Raw genomic sequence first — 19271 nt, 5'->3', positions numbered from 1 at the left:
AAGGACCTCCTCCATCATGTTTGATGCGCTATGCAAATAAGGTACTTTGATACAATCTATGCCGCCATCCCGTGATACATGCTTTGCTTTCTTAAAAATAAAGATACTTATACGGCGTTGACAAGGCAGACCGCGACCGTTCATAATAAAGGAAAATACAGAATCATCCAGACTCGGACATCTCGGAAAAATTGAAGAGGGGGAGAGACGGTGAAAACAATCATCATGATGGGTGTCATTGTCACTTTTTTAGTATCAATTTTTACTGCAGGGTACGAAAGCAAGCCGGGAAAACAATAAAAAAGGGTGCTCCTCATAAGAGCACCTTTTTGTATAACAGAACATTGTTTTACAGTTTTATACTTTCTTTTATCTTTGAATGATGATCGCATCGGTATTTGTTTTTGTACTCAATTGTTCCGATGCTGCAGCCCGGCCCAACGACCACTTCTTTTCCCCTGACAACTGCCGCCTCGGTGTTCTCCAAATAAACCTGATCTCCTTCTATGACGTCGGCAATCAATTTTACTTTCTTCCGGTTAAAAAAGCTCGCGCGTCTTTTCACTGTAATGGTTGTTCCGCCGATTTCCCGCACATGGCTTACATCATGGCATAATTCAAGCTTGGTATCACCCGCATTTAATAAACCTGATACATCAACGCAGCCTGTGACATGGAACATTTCCGTTTCACAATCACCTTTAACGCTTAGCTTCCCTTTCACACCGCATGATTCTCCAGTCACATTCCCGCAAATTTCAGTCAGGCCTTTCAGATTGAATCGATCAAATTGAAGTGAGCCGCTGACTTTCATTGTACCGTAAATATTGATTATGCCGGCTGTCAGGTTGCCTTTAAACTCACTTTCTCCGTGCACACGCAGCCGCTCAGTCTCTGCTTTCCCGAGAAAAAGGCCTGTTCCGAATATGCGGCAGCCCGCAGCAGACAGCCCTTCACCAATCACACCTTCACCTTTGATGCTGACATGGTGGTATGCGCCGCCTGTAGCGTGTCCGGCGCCATATAATTTTAAATTTACCAGTTTTGTTGTCTCCATTACGATCCTCCTCACATCTTCGTGCAGGTTACTACCGATGCGCTCGGATCACAAGTATAGTCCCCGCTGTATTCAACAGTTTCAATCTGGCAATCCGGACCGATTTTCACTTTATTTCCTCGTACGGTTTTCGCCTTTGTATTTGTCAGTTCAATTACATCACCTTCGATCAGTTCAGCCGTTAAAACAGGCTGCGGCATCAGTCTAAGCAATGTCAGCATTCCTTTTCTGCCGGTTACTTGAAGATGGCGGCATCCGATTTCCCGCACATAACTTTCCCCGGCAGAAAGCTTAATGGTCACCTCGTCAGCGTTCAAAAGCCCGCTGACTTTGCATTTCCCTTCTGATTGAAAGGTTTCCGTTTCACAATCGGCTTCCATGACCGCTTTTCCGCTAATGACAATGCCATCAGCCTTGACTGTGCCGCCAAATGTTGATGATCCAGCGATTTTCAATTGTTTTGAGGATACCTCTCCTTGGATAAAACCTGTTCCGTTAATCCGAATAGATTCTGCTTCAACGTCTCCATGTATCTTTCCTGAACCGCTGATGGTTACCGTTTTCGCTTTGACGCTGCCGTCAGCTTTTCCGGTTCCATTAAAAGAAAAAGTGTCACACTCTACGTCTCCGGCCACTGTTCCGCTGCCGTTAATTTCAACTGATTGAAATGTTCCTCCCTTTGAACTTCCTGATCCGTTTATCACCAGCTTTTCCATTACATCCATTGATGGCCCTCCTGCATATATGTTGTTTTTAATTCCTCTGACGCCTTTTCTAAATCTACCCGTTCCACAATCTTAACGGATGATTCAAACAGAATGCTGTCCGCTGCAGCCGCTATAAAACAGGTTGTAACACCGAGCTTACGCAGCACAATCAGCTCCGTCTGTTTCTTGAGCTCTTCAGTATCATACTGCTTTAACACCTCTGCAGCCATTTTCGCTTCTGCCAGACTGACATTTCCAGACTGCAGCAGCCCTTCAAGCACATACAGCGAAAGCAGATCTCGCGAAGAAAAAACCGAATTCCCGCCGCCTTCTGAAAAGACATCAAGAGCAGTCCTTGAAATCAAACCTTTATGAATCAAATCATCAGCGGTCATGCTGACATCCTTCATTTTCGGCGACAGCATTTCCCTCATTTCATCCAGTGATAAATTTTCCTTCATCTTTTGAATCATTGAAATGCGTTTTAAAATATCCTCTCTCGGAAAAAACGTCTCTTGCCCTGTAAATGTGGACTTGCGAATAAACCATTCCTCAGGAATTAAGTTCTTCCGCTTCCACCGATACAGCTGACCGTAAGAAATCGATGTTTTTTCAAGTAATTCTTTTTTAGAGATTAATTGTTCTTCCATAAGTCCAGCTCCTTCGATGGATACATTGTAACATAACACTGTTACGTTGTTAAGCCCAAAAACAAAACACAGCATCTCAAATCACATAAAAAAAATCCGCCCATCATTGATGAGCGGATTTTTTTGCTATTTTAAATCACGGTAATTTTGCTGGCGCAGCGCTTCATAAACGAGAATCGCCGCAGTGTTGGACAGGTTTAACGATCTAACGTGCTCTGTCATCGGGAGACGCAGGCAGCGGTCCATGTTATTTTGAATTAAATCCTTTGGCAAACCACTTGTTTCTCTTCCGAATACGAAGAAATAATCCTCGTTAAGATCAGTGTAATCAAACGATGTATGAGGCTGCTGGCCGAATTTCGTGATAAAGAAAAACTGGCCTTTTTGATATTCCTCAAACAATTCCTCTAAAGAATCATGATACACAACGTTAACAAACTCCCAATAATCGAGTCCGGCACGCTTCAGCATTTTATCATCCGTAGAAAAGCCGAGCGGACGAATCAGATGGAGCGTTGTATTAGTTGCTGCACAAGTACGTGCAATATTCCCTGTATTGGCGGGAATTTCTGGTTGATATAAAACGACATGTAATGCCACAATGTTCACCTCTGTTTTTCTTATCCGCCCATCATTATATCATTAATTACTCTTTTGTCGTATCATCAACGATATGAAAAAATGCATATCGTATAGACGGCGTATATGCCGTAGAATCCTCGTATGACCAATACCTCATCCGGCTGTCATAGGACTGGGCGTTGACAAGCGGCATATTGCCTTTGTCCTTCGCCACAACAATCGTTGTATGATTAAACCTGCCGTCTCCTTCAAAGTCATAGCAAATCACATCGCCAGGCCTCAGCTCTTCCGCGGATTTCACCCGCACCGCACGCAGGCCGGCCTTTGAATTCGACAAATACATTTTCATAGAATGAGCCACCGTCCAGCTGTAACTCCATGAGTTTTGTTTCATCCACCAGCCTGACCCTCTGTTCGGATGGCCTCGCATCGGTGCGCCTCCCGCATGAAGACACTGAGAAATAAAATTCGTGCAGTTATCGCTGAAATTTTTATAAGCCGGGTTGCGCTTGTTCCAAAATTTCTCGGCATATTGCACAGCGCCGAGACGATCGTATTGAAAGGCCCTGCCAAACTCTTCCCTTTCCTCTTGAGAATAGTCAATAATACTGGTCCCTTCATGAAATCCAGCCGGCTTTTTCGTAATTTCCTGGTCACTAATCAAAATATGATCATAAAGGAAAGCCATCCGCTCCTCTATGTGCTCTTCCATATACAAGCTGTCGTCCCGTTCCTTACACACGTATTCGTAATGGATGGTATACGTAAGGCAAGTCGTTCCGTCATCCTCAATCCGCACATGACCGATGACGGCCTTTGCTTTCGCTTTTATGATGTCAACTTTACGTTTATCCAGAAGCTTCTTCTTTCGCTCCATGACTTCAAGGTCTCCGACTTCAGATTCCTGTCTCATAGCATGCCCGTTAACCAGATAGCTCAGCCGCTCCTCCGCTAATTGTTCTAAAATGTGCTTCAAGCTCACCCCACCCGCCATACTTTTTTATAAAGAAAAAACACTTGGATACATCTCAAGTGTTTTTTTCCTTCTGTTCTATACGTATGTCAGGACAGACCTTGTTTAGTCATGCCTGAAGCTTTTAGCAAATCAATTCCTTTTTCAATTTCCAGCTTTGCCTCTTCATCCTTCTCTTTTTCCAACGCTTTTTCAAGCTCTTCCGCGTATGCGGGGTCTCCGATTTTACCGATCGCCCATGCAGCTGTTCCTCTGATAACAGGACGCGGGTCCTTATGCATCAGATCCGTCAATTCAGGCAGTGCGGAAGCATCCTTAAAGTGGGCAAGGGCGAGAATGGCGTTACGCTGAATCGGCTTTTTCCCGCGCCAGGAACCTGAGACATGTCCGAATTTCTCCTTAAATTCACGGTTGCTGATGGTCAAGAGCGGCTTCAATAACGGTTTGGCTATCTCAGGGTCAGGCTCCATTTCCGGATGAAGATGAAAGTCCTTCCCTTTATTGAGAGGACACACGGTTTGACACGTGTCGCACCCATACAGGCGGTTTCCAATCTTTGTCCGGAATTCATCAGGCAAAAATCCTTTCGTCTGGGTCAGAAAAGAGATGCAGCGCTGTGCATTCAGCTGCCCCGGATTAACAAGTGCTCCCGTCGGACAGGCGTCCAGACATTTCGTGCAGGACCCGCACATATCTTCAATCGGCACATCAGGCTCAAAAGGTATATTTGTAATCATTTCTGCCAAATACACATAAGAGCCGTACTCAGGCGTTGTAATCATACAGTTTTTCGCACTGAAGCCGATGCCGGCCCGCTCTGCAACTGCCCGATCAGACAATTCGCCTGTATCAACCATTGACTTTGTTCTGATATCCTCATGCTTGCTTCTCAGAAATTCCTCCAGCAGATCGAGCTTTTCCCTCAGCACATCGTGATAGTCTTTGCCCCAGGAGGCTCTGCAAAAAATGCCTCTGCGCTCAGTTCTCGTGCTTCTCGGCGCATCCTTCATTCTCGAAGGATATGCGAGAGCAATCGCCACAATTGATTTCGCTTTTGGCAAAAGCAGCTTCGGCGTCACCCTTTTCTCGATATCTGGCTCTTCAAAGCCGGAGAGATAGCCGAGTGATTCTTGAAGAATCAAACGGTCTTTTAAACTGTCAAAAGTATCGGCGGTCGTAAAACCAATCTTGTCCACGCCAATGCTTTTCGCGTATTCAATTAATTCTTCTTTGAGCTGATAAACGTTCATGTTTTGCACAGCCTCCTTTCTTTGTGATAAAACGATACAGCGTTTATAATAGGTTGATATCCCGTAATGGAGTGATTGCAAATGAATATCAAACTTGATTCTGTAATTACCGAACGCGCAGCCGGCTTACATGCGGCGGCTGTGATTTATAAGAATATCGAAGTCGGCTCCTCTCCACAAATGCTGAAAGGCAGGCTTCGCCTATTTCAAGAATCCCTGTTTTTCGATTATGCTGACGGCGGAATATCCGATGAATCCTTCGTCAAGGAATGGCGGGAACTCTTTAAACAGCTTAACCCTTCATTTGAGGGAGAAACAACCCCAATGGAGGACATGCTGATCCCGATATCCACAGAACAATTCATGGAAAGCAAGGATTCAGCCCATGACACCATCGATTTTTTCGCATTAAAATATTCTCTGCCCATTATGATTTATGATGCCGGCAAGCTTCATGAGCCAGTCCGAATCTCATTGGGAGAAAAAGAAAACATCCTGCTTTTCTCTGATGAAAACGGCATATTTGGCGATTTAAAAAACAACATCAATCGCTATCCCGTTTCAAACGAGACCAAGAACATGCTGCAAATCATTTTTTTTCCGCCATCCATTGAAAAAAGCAGCGCTGTTAAACTCTTATCATCATTAACGAAAATGTTTGAACAAATTCACGGCGGAGCCCATACAGTACATTGGCTTACGTAAAAGAACACGAGTGACGTGTTCTTTTTCACATAAAAAAACGCAATACTTCGTTTATCTAAGAAACGAAACACTGCGTTAATAACGTATGTATGGAGCGGGTGATGAGAATCGAACTCACGACATCAGCTTGGAAGGCTGAGGTTTTACCACTAAACTACACCCGCATTTGTGTTTTGTCAGTAACATTACCGCTCTGACTTGTCTAATATTACACGTTTATTATTTTTTCGTCAAGGGAATATAAAAATTTTGTCGAAAAAAAGTTTTCTTTTTGTAAAGATGTTAAGTCACATTTACATAATGTTAAGTATAGTATACAATATAATTAATCGAGAATGTGAAGGGGACAGACGTCATGATGAAAAATAAAGTAAAAGAGCTAAGGGCACGCTTCGGCTATTCTCAGGAAAAACTCGGAGAAACGGTCGGCGCCACAAGACAGACTGTGGCAGCTATCGAAAAAGGTGATTATGTTCCCTCACTGTTGTTAGCACTGAAAATCTGCAAAGCCTTCTCCATGAAAATGGAGGATGTCTTTTGGTTAGAGGAGGAAAACTAAGATGAGCATGAAAACAAAAGCAGCTTTTCAACTTGTTTTATTTGGCCTTGCATGCTGGACGTTAATTGCATACTTTGAAGCTTCAGAAGGCATTGCATCCTTTTTCCGCACAAAGAGCGGCGAGATGGTGTTTGAATTAAACCTCACTCCCTTTATTCTGTTTGTTGCGGCGTCTGCGGTTTATTTGTACTTACAGAAGAAAAGCCGCCCTGCTTCAAAAAAGCTTCTTCTGCCTGATGAGTTTGAAGAGCAGGATGAAAGAGAGCAGATGATGACGGCAAAAGCATGCCGCGCATCATATATCGCCGTCTACTTCTCGCTACCTGCCGCAGCGGTTCTTCTCATTTTTTATCCGCTGTTTCAGTCCCGTGTTCCATTTTTCCCTATTATTATTGTGTTTGTCATCATGATCATCCAGCACCTATCCTACGTCATCTCTTTCAAGAAAAACGAAAAAAACTCCGGCGCGCTATAAGCGGCCGGAGTTTTTCTTACCAGCTTGCTTTTTTGACACCGGGAATCTGGCCTTTATGTGCCAGCTCCCTAAAAGCGATTCTGGACATTTTAAATTTCCTCATATATCCTCTCGGGCGCCCCGTTACCATGCAGCGATTATGGAGCCTTCCCGGTGCAGAATCTCTCGGCAGCTTGCTGAGTGCCTCGTAATCTCCTTTTTCTTTTAACTCGCGTCTAATAGCAGCGTATTGTTCAACAAGCTGTTGGCGTTTTAACTCTTTTGCCACTTTTGATTTTTTAGCCAAGACGTAGCCTCCTTTTTTAAATCGAAATTATTACGATTTAAAATGTATCATGCACCATACATAAAAGCAAGCATAACGCTTTGTAAAACAACTGCCTGAAGCTGCCCATTTCTAATGATGCAATTCTACATCATAGGGTAAGGCATCTTAATGCTTAATAAGCTCTTTTTTATATTCAGATGGGGTGCACGGGCTCGCCCGTCCCTTTTATACTGCTGCCGATCAAAACAGGTCTCTAGAAAAAGTCGGTTCCGCGATGAAATATTCTGAGTCATTTCCTCTGTTGCGCTATCATTACGTTTCACCGATGAACTGGCCGCGCATTTCCCTGTTTATCCGCAATGCCAAAATGAACAGTGTTGCGTTTATTCTTTCCGTCTCCCTCTTCATTTCAAAATAAACAAATTGTTATGTATCGGGTTTTTCCTCTGAATAATCTGCACTTACCGGACCAATCTCTAACAAGCTCTCCATTTTGATAATGTTCCCAGCTGGAGAAATACCTTCACTGATATTATCAGCAGTGAATCCTGTGAAGCTGCAACAGTCATTCTGTTTTTTCAAAACCTGATATGTCCGCCCGCTTTGATTTCCGTCTGCTTTGAATATCCGCATGCTCACAGCATAGCTAACAGGCAAATGACTGATGGCTTATCAATGTGTTCAGAATAACAGCCCCCTTTTTTGAATACCATGTTCGGGGGCTGTGTTTTACTTAAACCGACTCATTTTTTTCTTTGACAAAATAAGTGTTCCCGACGGCTTCACCCCTTTTGTTCTGAAGCTTTCTCGTCCGTTCATTTTCAAAAGGCAAAAGCGGAAACACAAGCTCTGCAAAATAATACGCTTCTTCTAAATGCGGATAGCCCGAGAAAATAAACGATTCTATGCCGAGTGCCTGGTATTCCGCTATCCGGTCAGCAATCGTCTGCGGATCACCGACAAGAGCTGTTCCTGCTCCGCCTCTTACCAGGCCGATCCCCGCCCACAGATTCGGACTGATTTCAAGCTTCGACCGATCGCCTTGATGAAGGACGGCCATCCGCTGCTGGCCTGAAGAATCGTAACGGCTCAAAGCTGCCTGTGCTTTGGCAATGGTGTCATCATCTAAGTGGCTGATCAAGCGTTCAGCCGCTTCCCAAGCCTCTTGTTCGGTTTCACGGGCAATGACATGCAGCCTAATGCCGAATCGAACGGATCTCCCCTCTTTTTCCGCCTGCTTTTTGACTCTCTCAATCTTTTCTTTTACTTGTTCAGGCGGCTCGCCCCATGTTAAATACACATCAGTATGCTTTGCCGCAGCTTCAATCCCTGCCTGTGACGATCCTCCGAAATAGATAGGCGGATGCGGCGCTTGCTGCGGCGGGAAGAGCAGATTGCTGTTTTCCACTTTTATATGATTTCCTTCATAGGAAACCGTTTCACCCTGCAAAAGTCTCCGCCAAACGGTTAAAAACTCGTCTGTCGCTTCATAGCGTTCATCATGGCTGATAAACAGGCCATCTCCAGCCAATTCGTACGGATCGCCTCCTGCCACAACATTGATCAGCAGCCGGCCGTCTGAAATGCGGTCTAAGGTGGACGTCATTCTGGCTGCTAAAGAAGGCTGCATTAAACCGGGTCTTACTGCGACTAAAAACTTTAAGTCCTTTGTTTCTCCTGCCAAAGCCGATGCTGTAAGCCACGGATCCTCGCACGATCTTCCCGTGGGCAGAAGAACACCCGTATACCCCAGCCTGTCAGCCGCCTGCGCCACTTGTTTAAAATAAAGATGATCCGCAGTCCGTCCATCGCTTTCAGATCCTAAATATCTCGCGTCTCCATGAGTCGGTATAAACCAAAGAATTTCCATTTCCATCTCCCTTTCACGTATATTACCCTTCGTAACTGTTTCTCCACTTTAATAGTTTTTGTTCAAGCAGCCTGACAAAGGAATCCGTGAGCTTTCCAACCACTGCAAAAATGATAATCCCAGCAAACACTTTGTTCGTTTGTGAAAACTGTCTAGCATCCATGATCATATAACCGACTCCTGAGCTTGAGCCCATCAGCTCTGCTACAACAAGTCCGAGCCATGCAATGCCGAGCGATAAGCGAATGCCGAGCAGTATATTCGGCAGGGATGCCGGCAATATCACTTTGGAAATCTGCTGATGCCATTTAAATTCAAGCACCCGGGCGACTTCAAACAGCTTCGCGTCAACCCCACGGATGCCGTTAAATGTATTGATATAGACAGGAAAGAAAGCGCCGAGCGCAATCAGCAAAATTTTAGATACCTCATCAAAACCGAACCATAAAATAAACAGCGGCGTGACCGCCAGATGGGGAACGGTTCTGAGCATTTGCAATGACGGATCAAGATAAAGCTCCGTCCGTTTGGAGAATCCGGCCAAAATCCCGATCATCAAGCCAAGCCCCGCGCCAAGCAAAAAACCAAGCGCCGCCCGATAGATACTGATTTGCAGATGGCCGAACAGCTCACCGGACAAAATAAGCTCTTTAAACGTCAGGACGATTGCAACGGGTGTGGGCAGCACTGTAGCGGACATAATTCCAAGGCCGCCAATGATCTGCCAAATGGCGATGATGACAGCGGGCAGCAAAAGTCCCTTCATCCAGCCGTATTTTATCCTTCCGGGCTTTTTTCGCACCGCTTCCGCATTCGTCTTCGGCAGCGAGCCTGCAGCCTCTGCTTTCATCATTGATCACCTCCGGAGGAATTTTCCTTTAATGCTTTTTTAATAAATGTGTTATCTACAACCTCTTTCACATCAATCTTCTTGTCTATCGCCTTCGTTCGATATTGAAAATCTGCTGTCTCCTGCTGCGCTTTCACAATGTCGTCACTGATGACCTCATTCAGAGGCTCAGTATTTTTCAGCACATTTTCGACGACCTTTTTATCGAGATCTTTAATGTCTGCATACAAGTCAGCGGATTCATCCAGATGTTCCTTTTGCCACACAACAGCCTTATTAAAGACCTTCAGAAAACGGACCACTTCGTCCGGGTGCCCTTCCGCAAACTTTGTTCTTACTAAAGTAAATCCGGGTGAATATAAATCTGTGCTTTCCCCGTTCACAAGGATTTTTGCTCCGTGTTTGATTGTTTCTAAAGACAAGTACGGCTCCCAAATGGACCAGGCATCAACAGATCCGTTTTCAAACGCGGAGGCCGCTTCATCAGGCTGAAGCTGAATGATCGTCACATCATTAGCTGTCAATCCCGCTTGATCAAGTGCTTTATACAGAAAATCAAAACCGCTGCTGCCTTTGGCAACTGCAATTTTTTTTCCCATTAAGTCCTTGACGTCCTGAATGCCGCTGTCTGGATTCACAAGGATGCCGTTCGCTTTCAAACCGTCCTGAGATAAACCGATTTCTTTAAAATCAATGCCTGCCGCCTGTCCTGAGATCACAGGCGAATTGCCGACTTGAGAAAAATCAAGTTTGTCTGCCGCAAGGCCTTCAAATTGGGGCGGACCGCTTTGAAACTCCACCCATTTCACTTTGATGCCTTCTTTTTCAAATGCATCTTCAAACCAGCCTTTCTCCTTCGCAATCAAAAGCGGGCTTAAGCTTTGCTGAATACCGATTCGAATTTCTTTCAATTGTTTATTGTCACCGCTGGCTCCATTTGCTCCGCAGCCTGCCAGCAGAAAAAAAACGGTAACCAATACAATGAGTCTTTTTTTCATTTCTGCTTCCGCCCTTTCTATATCCCTGATCCTTCAGCGTACTCTAGATCTTCTGTTTTCTCGAATTCAGACAGTACTTTCTGTCTGATCGCTTGGAAATCCGGAGTCGTCCGGTTTCGCGGATATGCCAGATGAATGGGCATCAGCTTATGGATGTTCCCCGGTTTGGCTTTAAGGATCGCAAGCTCATTTCCTAAATAAACAGATTCATCTATATCATGAGTAACGAGAATCATCGTTGTTTTTTTCCTCCGCCATATATCCAGCAGCACGTCCTGCAGGTGTTTTCTAGTAAAAGCGTCCAGCGCACCAAACGGTTCATCTAAAAGCAGCACCTCAGGCTCCCGCAAAAGAGCACGTGCGATAGCGACTCTTTGTGACATACCGCCTGACAGCTCGCGCGGATATGCTTTCTCCGATCCCTTCAATCTGACAATCTCGATCAGTTCATCTACCTTTTGTTTGACTGTTGGATCTTTCAAGTTCAAATCGGCGGCAATATTCTGCTCAACCGTCAGCCAGGGAAAGAGGCGGTGCTCCTGAAAAATAAATCCTTGCTGAATCCCCGGAGCTGTTACACTGCGTCCGTTAACTTCAACACTCCCGTCATAATCTGAATCAAGTCCTGCAATAATCTTTAACAGAGTGCTTTTTCCGCACCCGCTCGGTCCGATGAGTGTTAGAAATTCACCTGGTGCGATTGATAATTGAATATTCTCTAAGACCGTTGTTTTGCGGCCCTCTTGAACAAAAGTCTTTTCTTTGATGCTGATGGTCACAGCCACTTTTATCCCTCTCTTTCTGCCAACCCCGCCTTCTAAAAAACAAAAAGGCCCCCATCTCTGTTCTTTGTAGAGATGAGAGCCTTCGGCGGTCCGATCAGCTGCCCAATTGTTTTTTTGTTTGAATATCATGTTAATTCAAATTATTCCGATATGTCAACTCTTTTTTAAACGAGATTTTTAACATCCTTGTTTATCACTTACTCAGCTTGTTTCGCAAATAGAGAGGAAGAAATTCATTTCTTCAAAAAGCTTTATTCTCCCTTAATGGCTGTTATAACAAGGTTTATCAATATTTTTAATACTAGATATCGCTTAATATAGATAACTATTTTATAATAATTATAAAATAATATTGACTTTTTACTTAGAGATGATATTATGTTTTTATAAATTCCAAGAGGTGATCACATGAGTTCAAATAAACTGACAACTAGCTGGGGCGCTCCAGTTGGAGATAATCAAAATTCGATGACTGCCGGTTCTCGCGGACCAACTTTAATCCAAGATGTACATTTACTCGAAAAATTGGCCCATTTCAACAGAGAACGTGTTCCAGAACGTGTCGTTCACGCCAAGGGTGCAGGCGCACACGGATATTTTGAAGTGACAAACGATGTAACCAAATACACGAAAGCCGCTTTCCTATCTGAAGTCGGCAAACGCACACCGTTGTTCATTCGTTTCTCAACAGTTGCCGGTGAACTTGGCTCGGCTGACACAGTTCGCGACCCGCGCGGATTTGCTGTTAAATTTTATACTGAAGAAGGAAACTACGACATCGTCGGTAACAATACACCGGTATTCTTCATCCGCGATGCAATTAAATTCCCTGATTTCATCCATACACAAAAAAGAGATCCAAAAACACACTTGAAAAACCCTACAGCTGTATGGGATTTCTGGTCACTTTCACCAGAATCACTGCACCAAGTGACAATTCTGATGTCAGACCGCGGAATTCCCGCGACACTTCGCCACATGCACGGCTTCGGAAGCCATACATTCAAATGGACAAATGCCGAAGGCGAAGGCGTATGGATTAAATATCACTTTAAAACAGAACAAGGCGTGAAAAACCTTGATGTCAATACGGCTGCTAAAATTGCTGGTGAAAACCCTGATTACCATACAGAGGATCTATTCAACGCGATCGAAAACGGTGATTTCCCTGCATGGAAACTATATGTGCAAATCATGCCTTTAGAAGATGCAAATACGTATCGCTTCGATCCGTTTGATGTCACAAAAGTTTGGTCTCAAAAAGACTATCCGTTAATCGAAGTCGGACGCATGGTTCTAGACAGAAATCCAGAAAACTACTTTGCAGAAGTAGAACAAGCGACATTCTCACCTGGAACACTTGTGCCTGGTATTGATGTTTCTCCTGATAAAATGCTTCAAGGCCGGCTGTTTGCTTATCATGATGCACACCGCTACCGTGTCGGTGCAAACCATCAAGCGCTGCCAATCAACCGTGCACGAAACGAAGTGAACAATTATCAGCGTGACGGACAAATGCGCTTTGACAATAATGGCGGAGGATCTGTGTATTACGAGCCTAACAGCTTCGGCGGTCCGAAAGAGTCACCTGAGGATAAACAAGCCGCATATCCGGTACAAGGAATCGCTGACAGCGTAAGCTACGATCACAACGACCACTACACACAAGCCGGTGACCTCTATCGTTTAATGAGCGAGGATGAGCGTGCCCGCCTTGTTGAAAATATCGTTAACGCCATGAAACCGGTAGAAAAAGAAGAAATCAAACTTCGCCAAATCGAGCATTTCTACAAAGCAGATCCTGAATACGGAAAACGCGTAGCAGAAGGCCTTGGATTACCGATTAAAAAAGATGAATAATAAAAAAGCAAAACCCGCTTTTAATTAGCGGGTTTTTTTATATTTTGTACGCACTGCCGTATGCTTCTCATCAATCTTTATATAAATTTCCTCCATAAGCTCCGCGCTGTTCATAATCTCTAGTTTGTTTTTTTCAATCAGAATCTCAAGCGGCAAAATCTGATTCCCGTATGTTTTTCGCTTCCTGAATCGTTTTCTCCCCTTCTCTTTTTTGATTCCCATCTATGATCCCTCCTTTTTCATACAAAAAAGGCCCTTATCTAAAAGATAAGAGCCTTCGGTGTCCCGATCAGCAAATACTGGAAATGTATATTGACTATATTAAAACGTATTCCATTTTGCCTGTCAATCTATTATTTATACAGCTGGCTGCCTTGATTCACAAATTCTTCAGCTTTTTCTTTCATCCCCTCTTGAATGGCATCCCATTCACTAAGATCTTTGTCCTTCGCATAATCCCGAATATCCTGGGAAATTCTCATGCTGCAAAACTTCGGTCCGCACATTGAACAGAAATGAGCGGTTTTTGCTCCTTCAGCCGGCAGGGTTTCATCATGATATTCAAGCGCTCTTTCCGGGTCAAGGGATAGATTAAACTGATCTCGCCAGCGGAATTCAAAGCGGGCTTTCGATAACGCATCATCCCGTATTTGTGCTCCGGGATGCCCTTTGGCAAGGTCTGCCGCGTGCGCAGCAATTTTATATGTAATGACCCCTTCACGAACATCATCACGGTTTGGCAGTCCCAAATGCTCCTTGGGCGTTACATAACAAAGCATTGCTGTTCCATACCAGCCGATCATCGCCGCTCCGATCGCTGAAGTAATATGGTCATAGCCCGGCGCAATATCTGTCGTCAGCGGCCCCAAGGTGTAAAAAGGCGCTTCTTTACAAATGTCCATTTGTTTATCGACGTTCTCTTTGATTTTATGCATCGGCACATGCCCCGGTCCCTCAATCATTACCTGAACATCATGCTTCCAGGCAATTTGCGTCAGCTCTCCAAGCGTCTCTAATTCAGCAAACTGCGCTTCGTCATTGGCATCAGCGATTGATCCGGGACGCAGACCATCCCCAAGAGAAAAAGCAATATCATACGTTTTCATGATTTCGCAGATTTCTTCAAAATGTGTATACAGAAAGCTTTCCTGATGATGAGCCAGACACCACTGCGCCATAATCGCTCCCCCGCGTGACACGATTCCAGTTGTCCGTTTGGCAGTCAGCGGCACATACCGAAGCAAAACACCAGCGTGTATCGTAAAATAATCCACTCCCTGCTCTGCCTGCTCGATCAGTGTATCACGATAAATCTCCCACGTTAAATCCTCCGCTACGCCGTTTACCTTTTCAAGCGCCTGATAAATCGGAACAGTTCCCACAGGGACAGGGCAATTGCGGATAATCCATTCACGCGTCGTATGAATGTCTTTTCCGGTAGAAAGATCCATCATTGTATCCGCTCCCCAGCGGATGGCCCACGTCATTTTTTCCACTTCTTCTTCAATGGATGACGTAACCGCTGAATTCCCGATATTCGCATTAATCTTCACATGGAAATTCCGGCCGATAATCATTGGTTCACTTTCAGGGTGATTAATATTTGAAGGAATGATCGCCCGGCCGCTTGCTACCTCATCTCTAACAAATTCAGGAGACACATGCTCGCGAATTGCGATAAACTCCATCTCAGGTGTAATGATCCCCTTTTTGGCATAATGCATTTGAGTGACATTTTGGCCAGCTTTCGCCCTCAGCGGTTTCCGCTTTAGTCCTGGGTAGCTCACGTTTGGATTTGCTTTTTTATAACCGTTATCTTCTGGTTTTATCGCCCGTCCTTCATATTCTTCGACATCGCCGCGCTCTGTGATCCATTTTTGGCGGAGAGGCTTTAATCCTTCTTGAATATTGATGGTCACCTCAGGGTCCGTATACGGTCCGCTTGTATCATAAACACGCACAGGCGCGTTTTCCTCTTCGCCGAACGACCCTGTCGTCGGACTTAACGCGATTTCCCTCATTGGCACTTGGATGTCCGAAGTAGAACCCTCCACATACACTTTCTTGCTCCCCGAAAAACTTGACATAATGGAAATGTTGGCTTGCTGCACTGAATCGTTTTGCATCACTGATCCTTCCCCTCTCTTCGTTTGAAAGGACAAAATCAAGCCCATAACCAGCACAAAAAACCGGATTCAAATAATGAACCCGGTTGCAGTCAGAAAGAAACATATTATTGCCCACACGACAATAATAAAAGCTATTCCTCTACTTCCCCACGCTGGTACGAACCAGATCAGGTCCAAAGGGTTAAGAAGCTTACCTTCTCTCTCAGCCCGAAAGCGGGCACCCCCAGTAACTATTGATTTCGCACTCATCTTAACATAAAAACAATCTGAAAAAAAGAGAAATGTAGAAAATATTCAGCCAATTCACCCTAAATATCTGACGGGCAGCGGGGTTTCAGATATGTCATGTTCACCCTTCATCACCCGATATGCCTTTGCATCCTGTCTTGAACTCACTATCTGAAACAGCTGTTCATTTATGAAATGAAGAGCCGCTCCGTCGTCCGCCGCATAGCCATCGCACAAGAATTCGTTAGATATCAGCTGGTGGTATATCGGTCTCCGATCCTTTTCACCGTCATAATGAGGACAGAAGCTCCCTTGCAAAAAACCTAAACTTTTCATGCTTGTCAGCGGTCCGGCTGAATCTGTCACCCCTTCTTCAAACCAGCAGATCGCACCGGCACTTAATCCAGCTAAAATCACACCGTTCTTCCATGCCTCTCTAAGAATAAGATCCAGCCCCCACTCCTTCCACAGCACAAGCATGTTCCGCGTACTCCCCCCGCCAACATAAATCACGTCCTTTTCCATAACAAAAGAAGTTAAATCTGTTGACGGCGGCTTAAATAAGGATAAATGAGACGGCACACAATCCAGTGTTTGAAATGCATGATAAAATCGCTGAACATAATTTTGGGAATCACCGCTCGCCGTCGGCAAAAAACAAATGCGAGGCGGCTTCCGTTCCGATTGATTGATGATGTATTGATCGAGGGCCAAATTTTCCGGCTCCATCGAAAAACCCCGGCCATCCATTGCAATAATCTGTTTCATCATCCCACTCCCCGGAAAAATTTGTTACTCATTATAGCATTTTGTATAAATGCATGATATAAGGTTAAATACTTAATAGGAAGATCTAGGAGATAAAATCCCTGACATAACAGGAGGTGAAGCCATTGAACGATTTCTTAGTCTCTACCAGACCTATAATGATTCTTGTTTGCTTAACAACAATAAAAACCAGCATTAAAAAGTACATGGTCGCAATAACAGAAACAACTAACCCCGACCTCAGAACAGCGTTGTATGATCAATTAGATGCAGCTGTTCATCTGCATAGAGAACTATCTGACCTCCTGATGGAAAAAGGCTGGCTACTGGATAAACCATTTCAAATCGATTCACTTTATCTTGCAGAGAACTGTAACAAAGTCATACAAAAAAGACGGTATCTCTGAGATCCCGTCTCTTCATTTTATTGCTCCACTCTTCTTAAAGCCTCGTTTACAGTTTCTTTTATAAACGCGTCTTCACCGCTTAATCGGTCTAAACTGAGATCTCCGTTTCTCAACCTTTCGGAAATATTGTTTATATCCTCCTCTACCGTGATTTGCAGCTCACCAGCCAAAAACATTCTGTGTAATTCATCAGCAACCATACTTTCTTTATCCATTTCAATCCGCTCCTTTGTTTTCAATATTATTCTTAGTCTGTCCCTAGGCCGGACGAATAATAGGTAAAAAGTACGTATCAAACGAATCTTTTTTCTCTTTCTTACGTATATCTGTTGAGAAAAAGAAAAAGGGGAAGATCTAACATGTCATTTTTTAAGAAGCTTGCGGCAAGTGCTGGTATTGGTGCTGCAAAAGTGGATACAATTATAGAGAAAGACGCATATTATCCAGGAGAAGAAGTACGGGGGACTGTCCATGTCAAAGGCGGAAAAATCGCTCAGGACGTCCGCTATATTGATTTACAGCTTAATACTCGGTACGTCATTGTAAAAGACGATGAAGAGCATCGGAAATATGCTACAATTCATTCTTTACGGGTTGCTGATTCATTCACCATTCAGCCTGGAGAAGAGCATCAATTTCCGTTCTCATTCACCCTCCCTCTTGATACACCGATCACTGTAGGGAAAGTAGAGGTCGCTGTGGTAACAGACCTTGATATCGAAGGCGGTATCGATAAGTCCGACCATGACCGCATTTTCGTTGAAGCGCATCCTTGGATTGAAAGTGTGCTGGGAGCAATCGAAAATCTGGGCTTCCGTTTTAACGAGGCAGACTGTGAACAAGCGCCTTACTTCCAGCGCCGCCTTCCGTTTGTTCAAGAATTTGAGTTCATTCCGACATCAGGCTACTATCGTCAGATGCTCGATGAGTTAGAGCTTATTTTCCTTTTAGACGAAAACGGTTTAGACATTATTTTCGAAGTCGACCGCAGGGCAAGAGGACTGCGAGGATGGCTGGAAGAGATGTATAATGACGGAGAACAGCTCGTACGCGTCCGCATTAGCCAATCAGAGCTTGAAGATGCAGAAGGGCTTGAAGAGGTGTTAGGAGAGATCATAGACCAATACGCTGAGTGAATGATAAAAAGGAGCCTCAATTAAGGTAGGCTCCTTTCTATGATATAAAAAATAAAAACCCGTTTCTTCATAAGAAACGGGTTTTTCAGTATACCGGTGGTCGGGGTCGAACCGACACTCCAGAAGGAACACGATTTTGAGTCGTGCGCGTCTGCCAATTCCGCCACACCGGCAAGTTTTACGTCGTATCTAACCGACGAATATAAATATATCATGGATTTTATAAAGTGTCAACGTATATCAAAAAAGTTTTTTTGGAAATATAAAATAAAAAAGTATTAAGAGACTTAGCTAAACATAAAGGCTCAAGCAGCTTTATGATCATGTATCGGAACTTAGCTGCTTATGATAAATCAAAGCAATAAAAAAATGATCTACACAAGTAGATCATTAATATGATTAGTTATAGTTTAAACGAACAAACACCAATTCAACTTAACCTGTAAGTAAAATTGGTGCCGAGGGCCGGACTTGAACCGGCACGGTAGTCACCTACCGCAGGATTTTAAGTCCTGTGTGTCTGCCAATTCCACCACCCCGGCGTGGATGGTATAGTTGGAGCGGAAGACGGGATTCGAACCCGCGACCCCCACCTTGGCAAGGTGGTGTTCTACCACTGAACTACTTCCGCATCTTAAGGGACTCAATACATCATATGCAGTTGATATAAAAAGTGAGACTGGGCTAGCTGGATTCGAACCAACGCATGACGGAGTCAAAGTCCGTTGCCTTACCGCTTGGCTATAGCCCAATGATAATATGGGGCGATTGATGGGAATCGAACCCACGAGTGCCAGAGCCACAATCTGGTGCGTTAACCACTTCGCCACAACCGCCATAATCTCAAGATATTATAAATTTGGCAGGGGCAGTAGGAATCGAACCCACACCGGAGGTTTTGGAGACCTCTGTTCTACCGTTAAACTATGCCCCTATAAATGGTGGAGGGGGGCAGATTCGAACTGCCGAACCCTGAGGGAGCGGATTTACAGTCCGCCGCGTTTAGCCACTTCG

General features: G+C 44.4%; 21 protein-coding genes, 7 tRNA genes and 1 riboswitch. Of the genes, 6 read left to right on the top strand and 22 right to left on the bottom strand.

Annotated features, from left to right (window positions below; translation table 11 throughout):
- Window positions 1–349: 349 nt before the first annotated feature.
- From AC4CV5_RS05565 to queG, 6 genes are all read right to left on the bottom strand, one after another.
- Entirely contained in the window at window positions 350–1057 is a 708-nt protein-coding gene (locus tag AC4CV5_RS05565; RefSeq protein WP_490922229.1) for a hypothetical protein, read from the bottom strand.
- An 11-nt stretch (window positions 1058–1068) separates the two neighbouring features.
- Window positions 1069–1782: a bactofilin family protein gene (locus tag AC4CV5_RS05560; RefSeq protein ID WP_166853834.1), complete on the bottom strand. Its 714-nt coding sequence runs from the start codon at window positions 1780–1782 to the stop codon at window positions 1069–1071.
- The gene (locus tag AC4CV5_RS05555) at window positions 1773–2414 is read right to left on the bottom strand and encodes a YhbD family protein (RefSeq protein ID WP_373923939.1); all 642 of its coding nucleotides are present in this window, start codon (window positions 2412–2414) and stop codon (window positions 1773–1775) included. The genes AC4CV5_RS05560 and AC4CV5_RS05555 overlap by 10 nt, the downstream gene beginning before the upstream one ends.
- 126 nt (window positions 2415–2540) lie before the next feature.
- Window positions 2541–3023, bottom strand: coding sequence for a tRNA (uridine(34)/cytosine(34)/5-carboxymethylaminomethyluridine(34)-2'-O)-methyltransferase TrmL (trmL, locus tag AC4CV5_RS05550; RefSeq protein WP_166853836.1), 483 nt, complete (start codon window positions 3021–3023; stop codon window positions 2541–2543).
- A 37-nt stretch (window positions 3024–3060) separates the two neighbouring features.
- Window positions 3061–3990, bottom strand: a complete 930-nt coding sequence (locus AC4CV5_RS05545; protein WP_166853837.1) for an amidase domain-containing protein — start codon at window positions 3988–3990, stop codon at window positions 3061–3063.
- Between the two features lie 68 nt (window positions 3991–4058).
- Window positions 4059–5219, bottom strand: coding sequence for a tRNA epoxyqueuosine(34) reductase QueG (gene queG, locus AC4CV5_RS05540; RefSeq protein ID WP_166853838.1), 1161 nt, complete (start codon window positions 5217–5219; stop codon window positions 4059–4061).
- 81 nt (window positions 5220–5300) lie between these two features.
- Between queG and AC4CV5_RS05535 the strand changes: the two genes are divergently transcribed.
- On the top strand, window positions 5301–5924 hold the full coding sequence (locus AC4CV5_RS05535) for a B3/B4 domain-containing protein (protein ID WP_166853839.1): 624 nt from the start codon (window positions 5301–5303) through the stop codon (window positions 5922–5924).
- A gap of 90 nt (window positions 5925–6014) precedes the next feature.
- Here AC4CV5_RS05535 and AC4CV5_RS05530 read toward each other — a convergent pair.
- Window positions 6015–6088: transfer RNA gene (locus AC4CV5_RS05530), tRNA-Gly, on the bottom strand.
- Between the two features lie 194 nt (window positions 6089–6282).
- Here AC4CV5_RS05530 and AC4CV5_RS05525 point away from each other — a divergent pair.
- The gene (locus tag AC4CV5_RS05525) at window positions 6283–6483 is read left to right on the top strand and encodes a helix-turn-helix transcriptional regulator (protein WP_166854703.1); all 201 of its coding nucleotides are present in this window, start codon (window positions 6283–6285) and stop codon (window positions 6481–6483) included.
- 1 nt (window position 6484) lies between these two features.
- The gene (locus tag AC4CV5_RS05520) at window positions 6485–6958 is read left to right on the top strand and encodes a hypothetical protein (RefSeq protein ID WP_166853840.1); all 474 of its coding nucleotides are present in this window, start codon (window positions 6485–6487) and stop codon (window positions 6956–6958) included.
- Window positions 6959–6974: 16 nt separating this feature from the next.
- Here the strand turns inward: AC4CV5_RS05520 and rpsN are convergent, their stop codons facing one another.
- From rpsN to AC4CV5_RS05495, 5 genes are all read right to left on the bottom strand, one after another.
- Complete coding sequence (gene rpsN / locus AC4CV5_RS05515) at window positions 6975–7244, bottom strand: 30S ribosomal protein S14 (protein WP_019257859.1); 270 nt, start codon at window positions 7242–7244, stop codon at window positions 6975–6977.
- A 715-nt stretch (window positions 7245–7959) separates the two neighbouring features.
- The gene (gene ssuD, locus AC4CV5_RS05510) at window positions 7960–9096 is read right to left on the bottom strand and encodes an FMNH2-dependent alkanesulfonate monooxygenase (protein WP_490922227.1); all 1137 of its coding nucleotides are present in this window, start codon (window positions 9094–9096) and stop codon (window positions 7960–7962) included.
- A 22-nt stretch (window positions 9097–9118) separates the two neighbouring features.
- Window positions 9119–9949: an ABC transporter permease gene (locus AC4CV5_RS05505; protein ID WP_490922226.1), complete on the bottom strand. Its 831-nt coding sequence runs from the start codon at window positions 9947–9949 to the stop codon at window positions 9119–9121.
- Window positions 9946–10944, bottom strand: coding sequence for an aliphatic sulfonate ABC transporter substrate-binding protein (locus tag AC4CV5_RS05500; RefSeq protein ID WP_490922224.1), 999 nt, complete (start codon window positions 10942–10944; stop codon window positions 9946–9948). Before AC4CV5_RS05500 ends, AC4CV5_RS05505 begins: the two co-directional genes overlap by 4 nt.
- Before the next feature lie 17 nt (window positions 10945–10961).
- Complete coding sequence (locus AC4CV5_RS05495) at window positions 10962–11729, bottom strand: ABC transporter ATP-binding protein (protein ID WP_490922223.1); 768 nt, start codon at window positions 11727–11729, stop codon at window positions 10962–10964.
- A 408-nt stretch (window positions 11730–12137) separates the two neighbouring features.
- Between AC4CV5_RS05495 and katA the strand changes: the two genes are divergently transcribed.
- Complete coding sequence (gene katA, locus AC4CV5_RS05490) at window positions 12138–13589, top strand: catalase KatA (protein WP_490922222.1); 1452 nt, start codon at window positions 12138–12140, stop codon at window positions 13587–13589.
- Window positions 13590–13613: 24 nt separating this feature from the next.
- On the opposite strand, the gene AC4CV5_RS05485 is transcribed toward katA, so the two are convergent.
- The 3 genes from AC4CV5_RS05485 to AC4CV5_RS05475 all read right to left on the bottom strand — a co-directional run bounded on the left by AC4CV5_RS05485 (window position 13614) and on the right by AC4CV5_RS05475 (window position 16714).
- The gene (locus AC4CV5_RS05485) at window positions 13614–13811 is read right to left on the bottom strand and encodes an FbpB family small basic protein (protein WP_490922221.1); all 198 of its coding nucleotides are present in this window, start codon (window positions 13809–13811) and stop codon (window positions 13614–13616) included.
- Between the two features lie 131 nt (window positions 13812–13942).
- The gene (gene thiC, locus AC4CV5_RS05480) at window positions 13943–15715 is read right to left on the bottom strand and encodes a phosphomethylpyrimidine synthase ThiC (protein WP_326221090.1); all 1773 of its coding nucleotides are present in this window, start codon (window positions 15713–15715) and stop codon (window positions 13943–13945) included.
- Window positions 15716–15845: 130 nt separating this feature from the next.
- A riboswitch (TPP riboswitch) is annotated at window positions 15846–15953 on the bottom strand.
- Between the two features lie 68 nt (window positions 15954–16021).
- Entirely contained in the window at window positions 16022–16714 is a 693-nt protein-coding gene (locus AC4CV5_RS05475) for a Type 1 glutamine amidotransferase-like domain-containing protein (RefSeq protein ID WP_248602756.1), read from the bottom strand.
- 125 nt (window positions 16715–16839) lie between these two features.
- On the opposite strand from AC4CV5_RS05475, the gene AC4CV5_RS05470 reads away from it, so the two are divergent.
- Window positions 16840–17121: a spore coat protein gene (locus AC4CV5_RS05470; protein WP_248602561.1), complete on the top strand. Its 282-nt coding sequence runs from the start codon at window positions 16840–16842 to the stop codon at window positions 17119–17121.
- A 17-nt stretch (window positions 17122–17138) separates the two neighbouring features.
- Here the strand turns inward: AC4CV5_RS05470 and AC4CV5_RS05465 are convergent, their stop codons facing one another.
- Entirely contained in the window at window positions 17139–17342 is a 204-nt protein-coding gene (locus AC4CV5_RS05465; RefSeq protein WP_072566821.1) for a hypothetical protein, read from the bottom strand.
- A 138-nt stretch (window positions 17343–17480) separates the two neighbouring features.
- Here AC4CV5_RS05465 and spo0M point away from each other — a divergent pair, with 138 nt between their 5' ends.
- Complete coding sequence (gene spo0M / locus AC4CV5_RS05460; RefSeq protein WP_490922220.1) at window positions 17481–18257, top strand: sporulation control protein Spo0M; 777 nt, start codon at window positions 17481–17483, stop codon at window positions 18255–18257.
- 91 nt (window positions 18258–18348) lie between these two features.
- On the opposite strand, the gene AC4CV5_RS05455 is transcribed toward spo0M, so the two are convergent.
- The 6 genes from AC4CV5_RS05455 to AC4CV5_RS05430 all read right to left on the bottom strand — a co-directional run bounded on the left by AC4CV5_RS05455 (window position 18349) and on the right by AC4CV5_RS05430 (window position 19191).
- Window positions 18349–18430, bottom strand: a tRNA-Leu gene (locus AC4CV5_RS05455).
- 280 nt (window positions 18431–18710) lie between these two features.
- A tRNA-Leu gene (locus tag AC4CV5_RS05450) sits at window positions 18711–18799 on the bottom strand.
- Between the two features lie 14 nt (window positions 18800–18813).
- A tRNA-Gly gene (locus AC4CV5_RS05445) sits at window positions 18814–18888 on the bottom strand.
- 48 nt (window positions 18889–18936) lie between these two features.
- A tRNA-Gln gene (locus AC4CV5_RS05440) sits at window positions 18937–19008 on the bottom strand.
- A gap of 9 nt (window positions 19009–19017) precedes the next feature.
- Window positions 19018–19093 (bottom strand) — tRNA-His (locus tag AC4CV5_RS05435).
- Between the two features lie 24 nt (window positions 19094–19117).
- Window positions 19118–19191, bottom strand: a tRNA-Trp gene (locus AC4CV5_RS05430).
- Window positions 19192–19271: the final 80 nt, after the last annotated feature.

The organism is Bacillus sp. NS1 (assembly GCF_058248265.1).
This window is presented reverse-complemented; position numbering and strand designations above follow the sequence as displayed.

Bases quoted from the DNA above. Each gene is read 5' to 3' on its own strand.
- AC4CV5_RS05565 (WP_490922229.1), bottom strand. From the start codon at position 1,057: ATGGAGACAACAAAACTGGTAAATTTAAAATTATATGGCGCCGGACAC.
- AC4CV5_RS05560 (WP_166853834.1), bottom strand. From the start codon at position 1,782: ATGGATGTAATGGAAAAGCTGGTGATAAACGGATCAGGAAGTTCAAAG.
- AC4CV5_RS05555 (WP_373923939.1), bottom strand. From the start codon at position 2,414: ATGGAAGAACAATTAATCTCTAAAAAAGAATTACTTGAAAAAACATCG.
- AC4CV5_RS05545 (WP_166853837.1), bottom strand. From the start codon at position 3,990: ATGGCGGGTGGGGTGAGCTTGAAGCACATTTTAGAACAATTAGCGGAG.
- queG (WP_166853838.1), bottom strand. From the start codon at position 5,219: ATGAACGTTTATCAGCTCAAAGAAGAATTAATTGAATACGCGAAAAGC.
- AC4CV5_RS05535 (WP_166853839.1), top strand. From the start codon at position 5,301: ATGAATATCAAACTTGATTCTGTAATTACCGAACGCGCAGCCGGCTTA.
- AC4CV5_RS05525 (WP_166854703.1), top strand. From the start codon at position 6,283: ATGAAAAATAAAGTAAAAGAGCTAAGGGCACGCTTCGGCTATTCTCAG.
- AC4CV5_RS05520 (WP_166853840.1), top strand. From the start codon at position 6,485: ATGAGCATGAAAACAAAAGCAGCTTTTCAACTTGTTTTATTTGGCCTT.
- ssuD (WP_490922227.1), bottom strand. From the start codon at position 9,096: ATGGAAATTCTTTGGTTTATACCGACTCATGGAGACGCGAGATATTTA.
- AC4CV5_RS05505 (WP_490922226.1), bottom strand. From the start codon at position 9,949: ATGATGAAAGCAGAGGCTGCAGGCTCGCTGCCGAAGACGAATGCGGAA.
- AC4CV5_RS05500 (WP_490922224.1), bottom strand. From the start codon at position 10,944: ATGAAAAAAAGACTCATTGTATTGGTTACCGTTTTTTTTCTGCTGGCA.
- katA (WP_490922222.1), top strand. From the start codon at position 12,138: ATGAGTTCAAATAAACTGACAACTAGCTGGGGCGCTCCAGTTGGAGAT.
- AC4CV5_RS05485 (WP_490922221.1), bottom strand. From the start codon at position 13,811: ATGGGAATCAAAAAAGAGAAGGGGAGAAAACGATTCAGGAAGCGAAAA.
- thiC (WP_326221090.1), bottom strand. From the start codon at position 15,715: ATGCAAAACGATTCAGTGCAGCAAGCCAACATTTCCATTATGTCAAGT.
- AC4CV5_RS05475 (WP_248602756.1), bottom strand. From the start codon at position 16,714: ATGAAACAGATTATTGCAATGGATGGCCGGGGTTTTTCGATGGAGCCG.
- spo0M (WP_490922220.1), top strand. From the start codon at position 17,481: ATGTCATTTTTTAAGAAGCTTGCGGCAAGTGCTGGTATTGGTGCTGCA.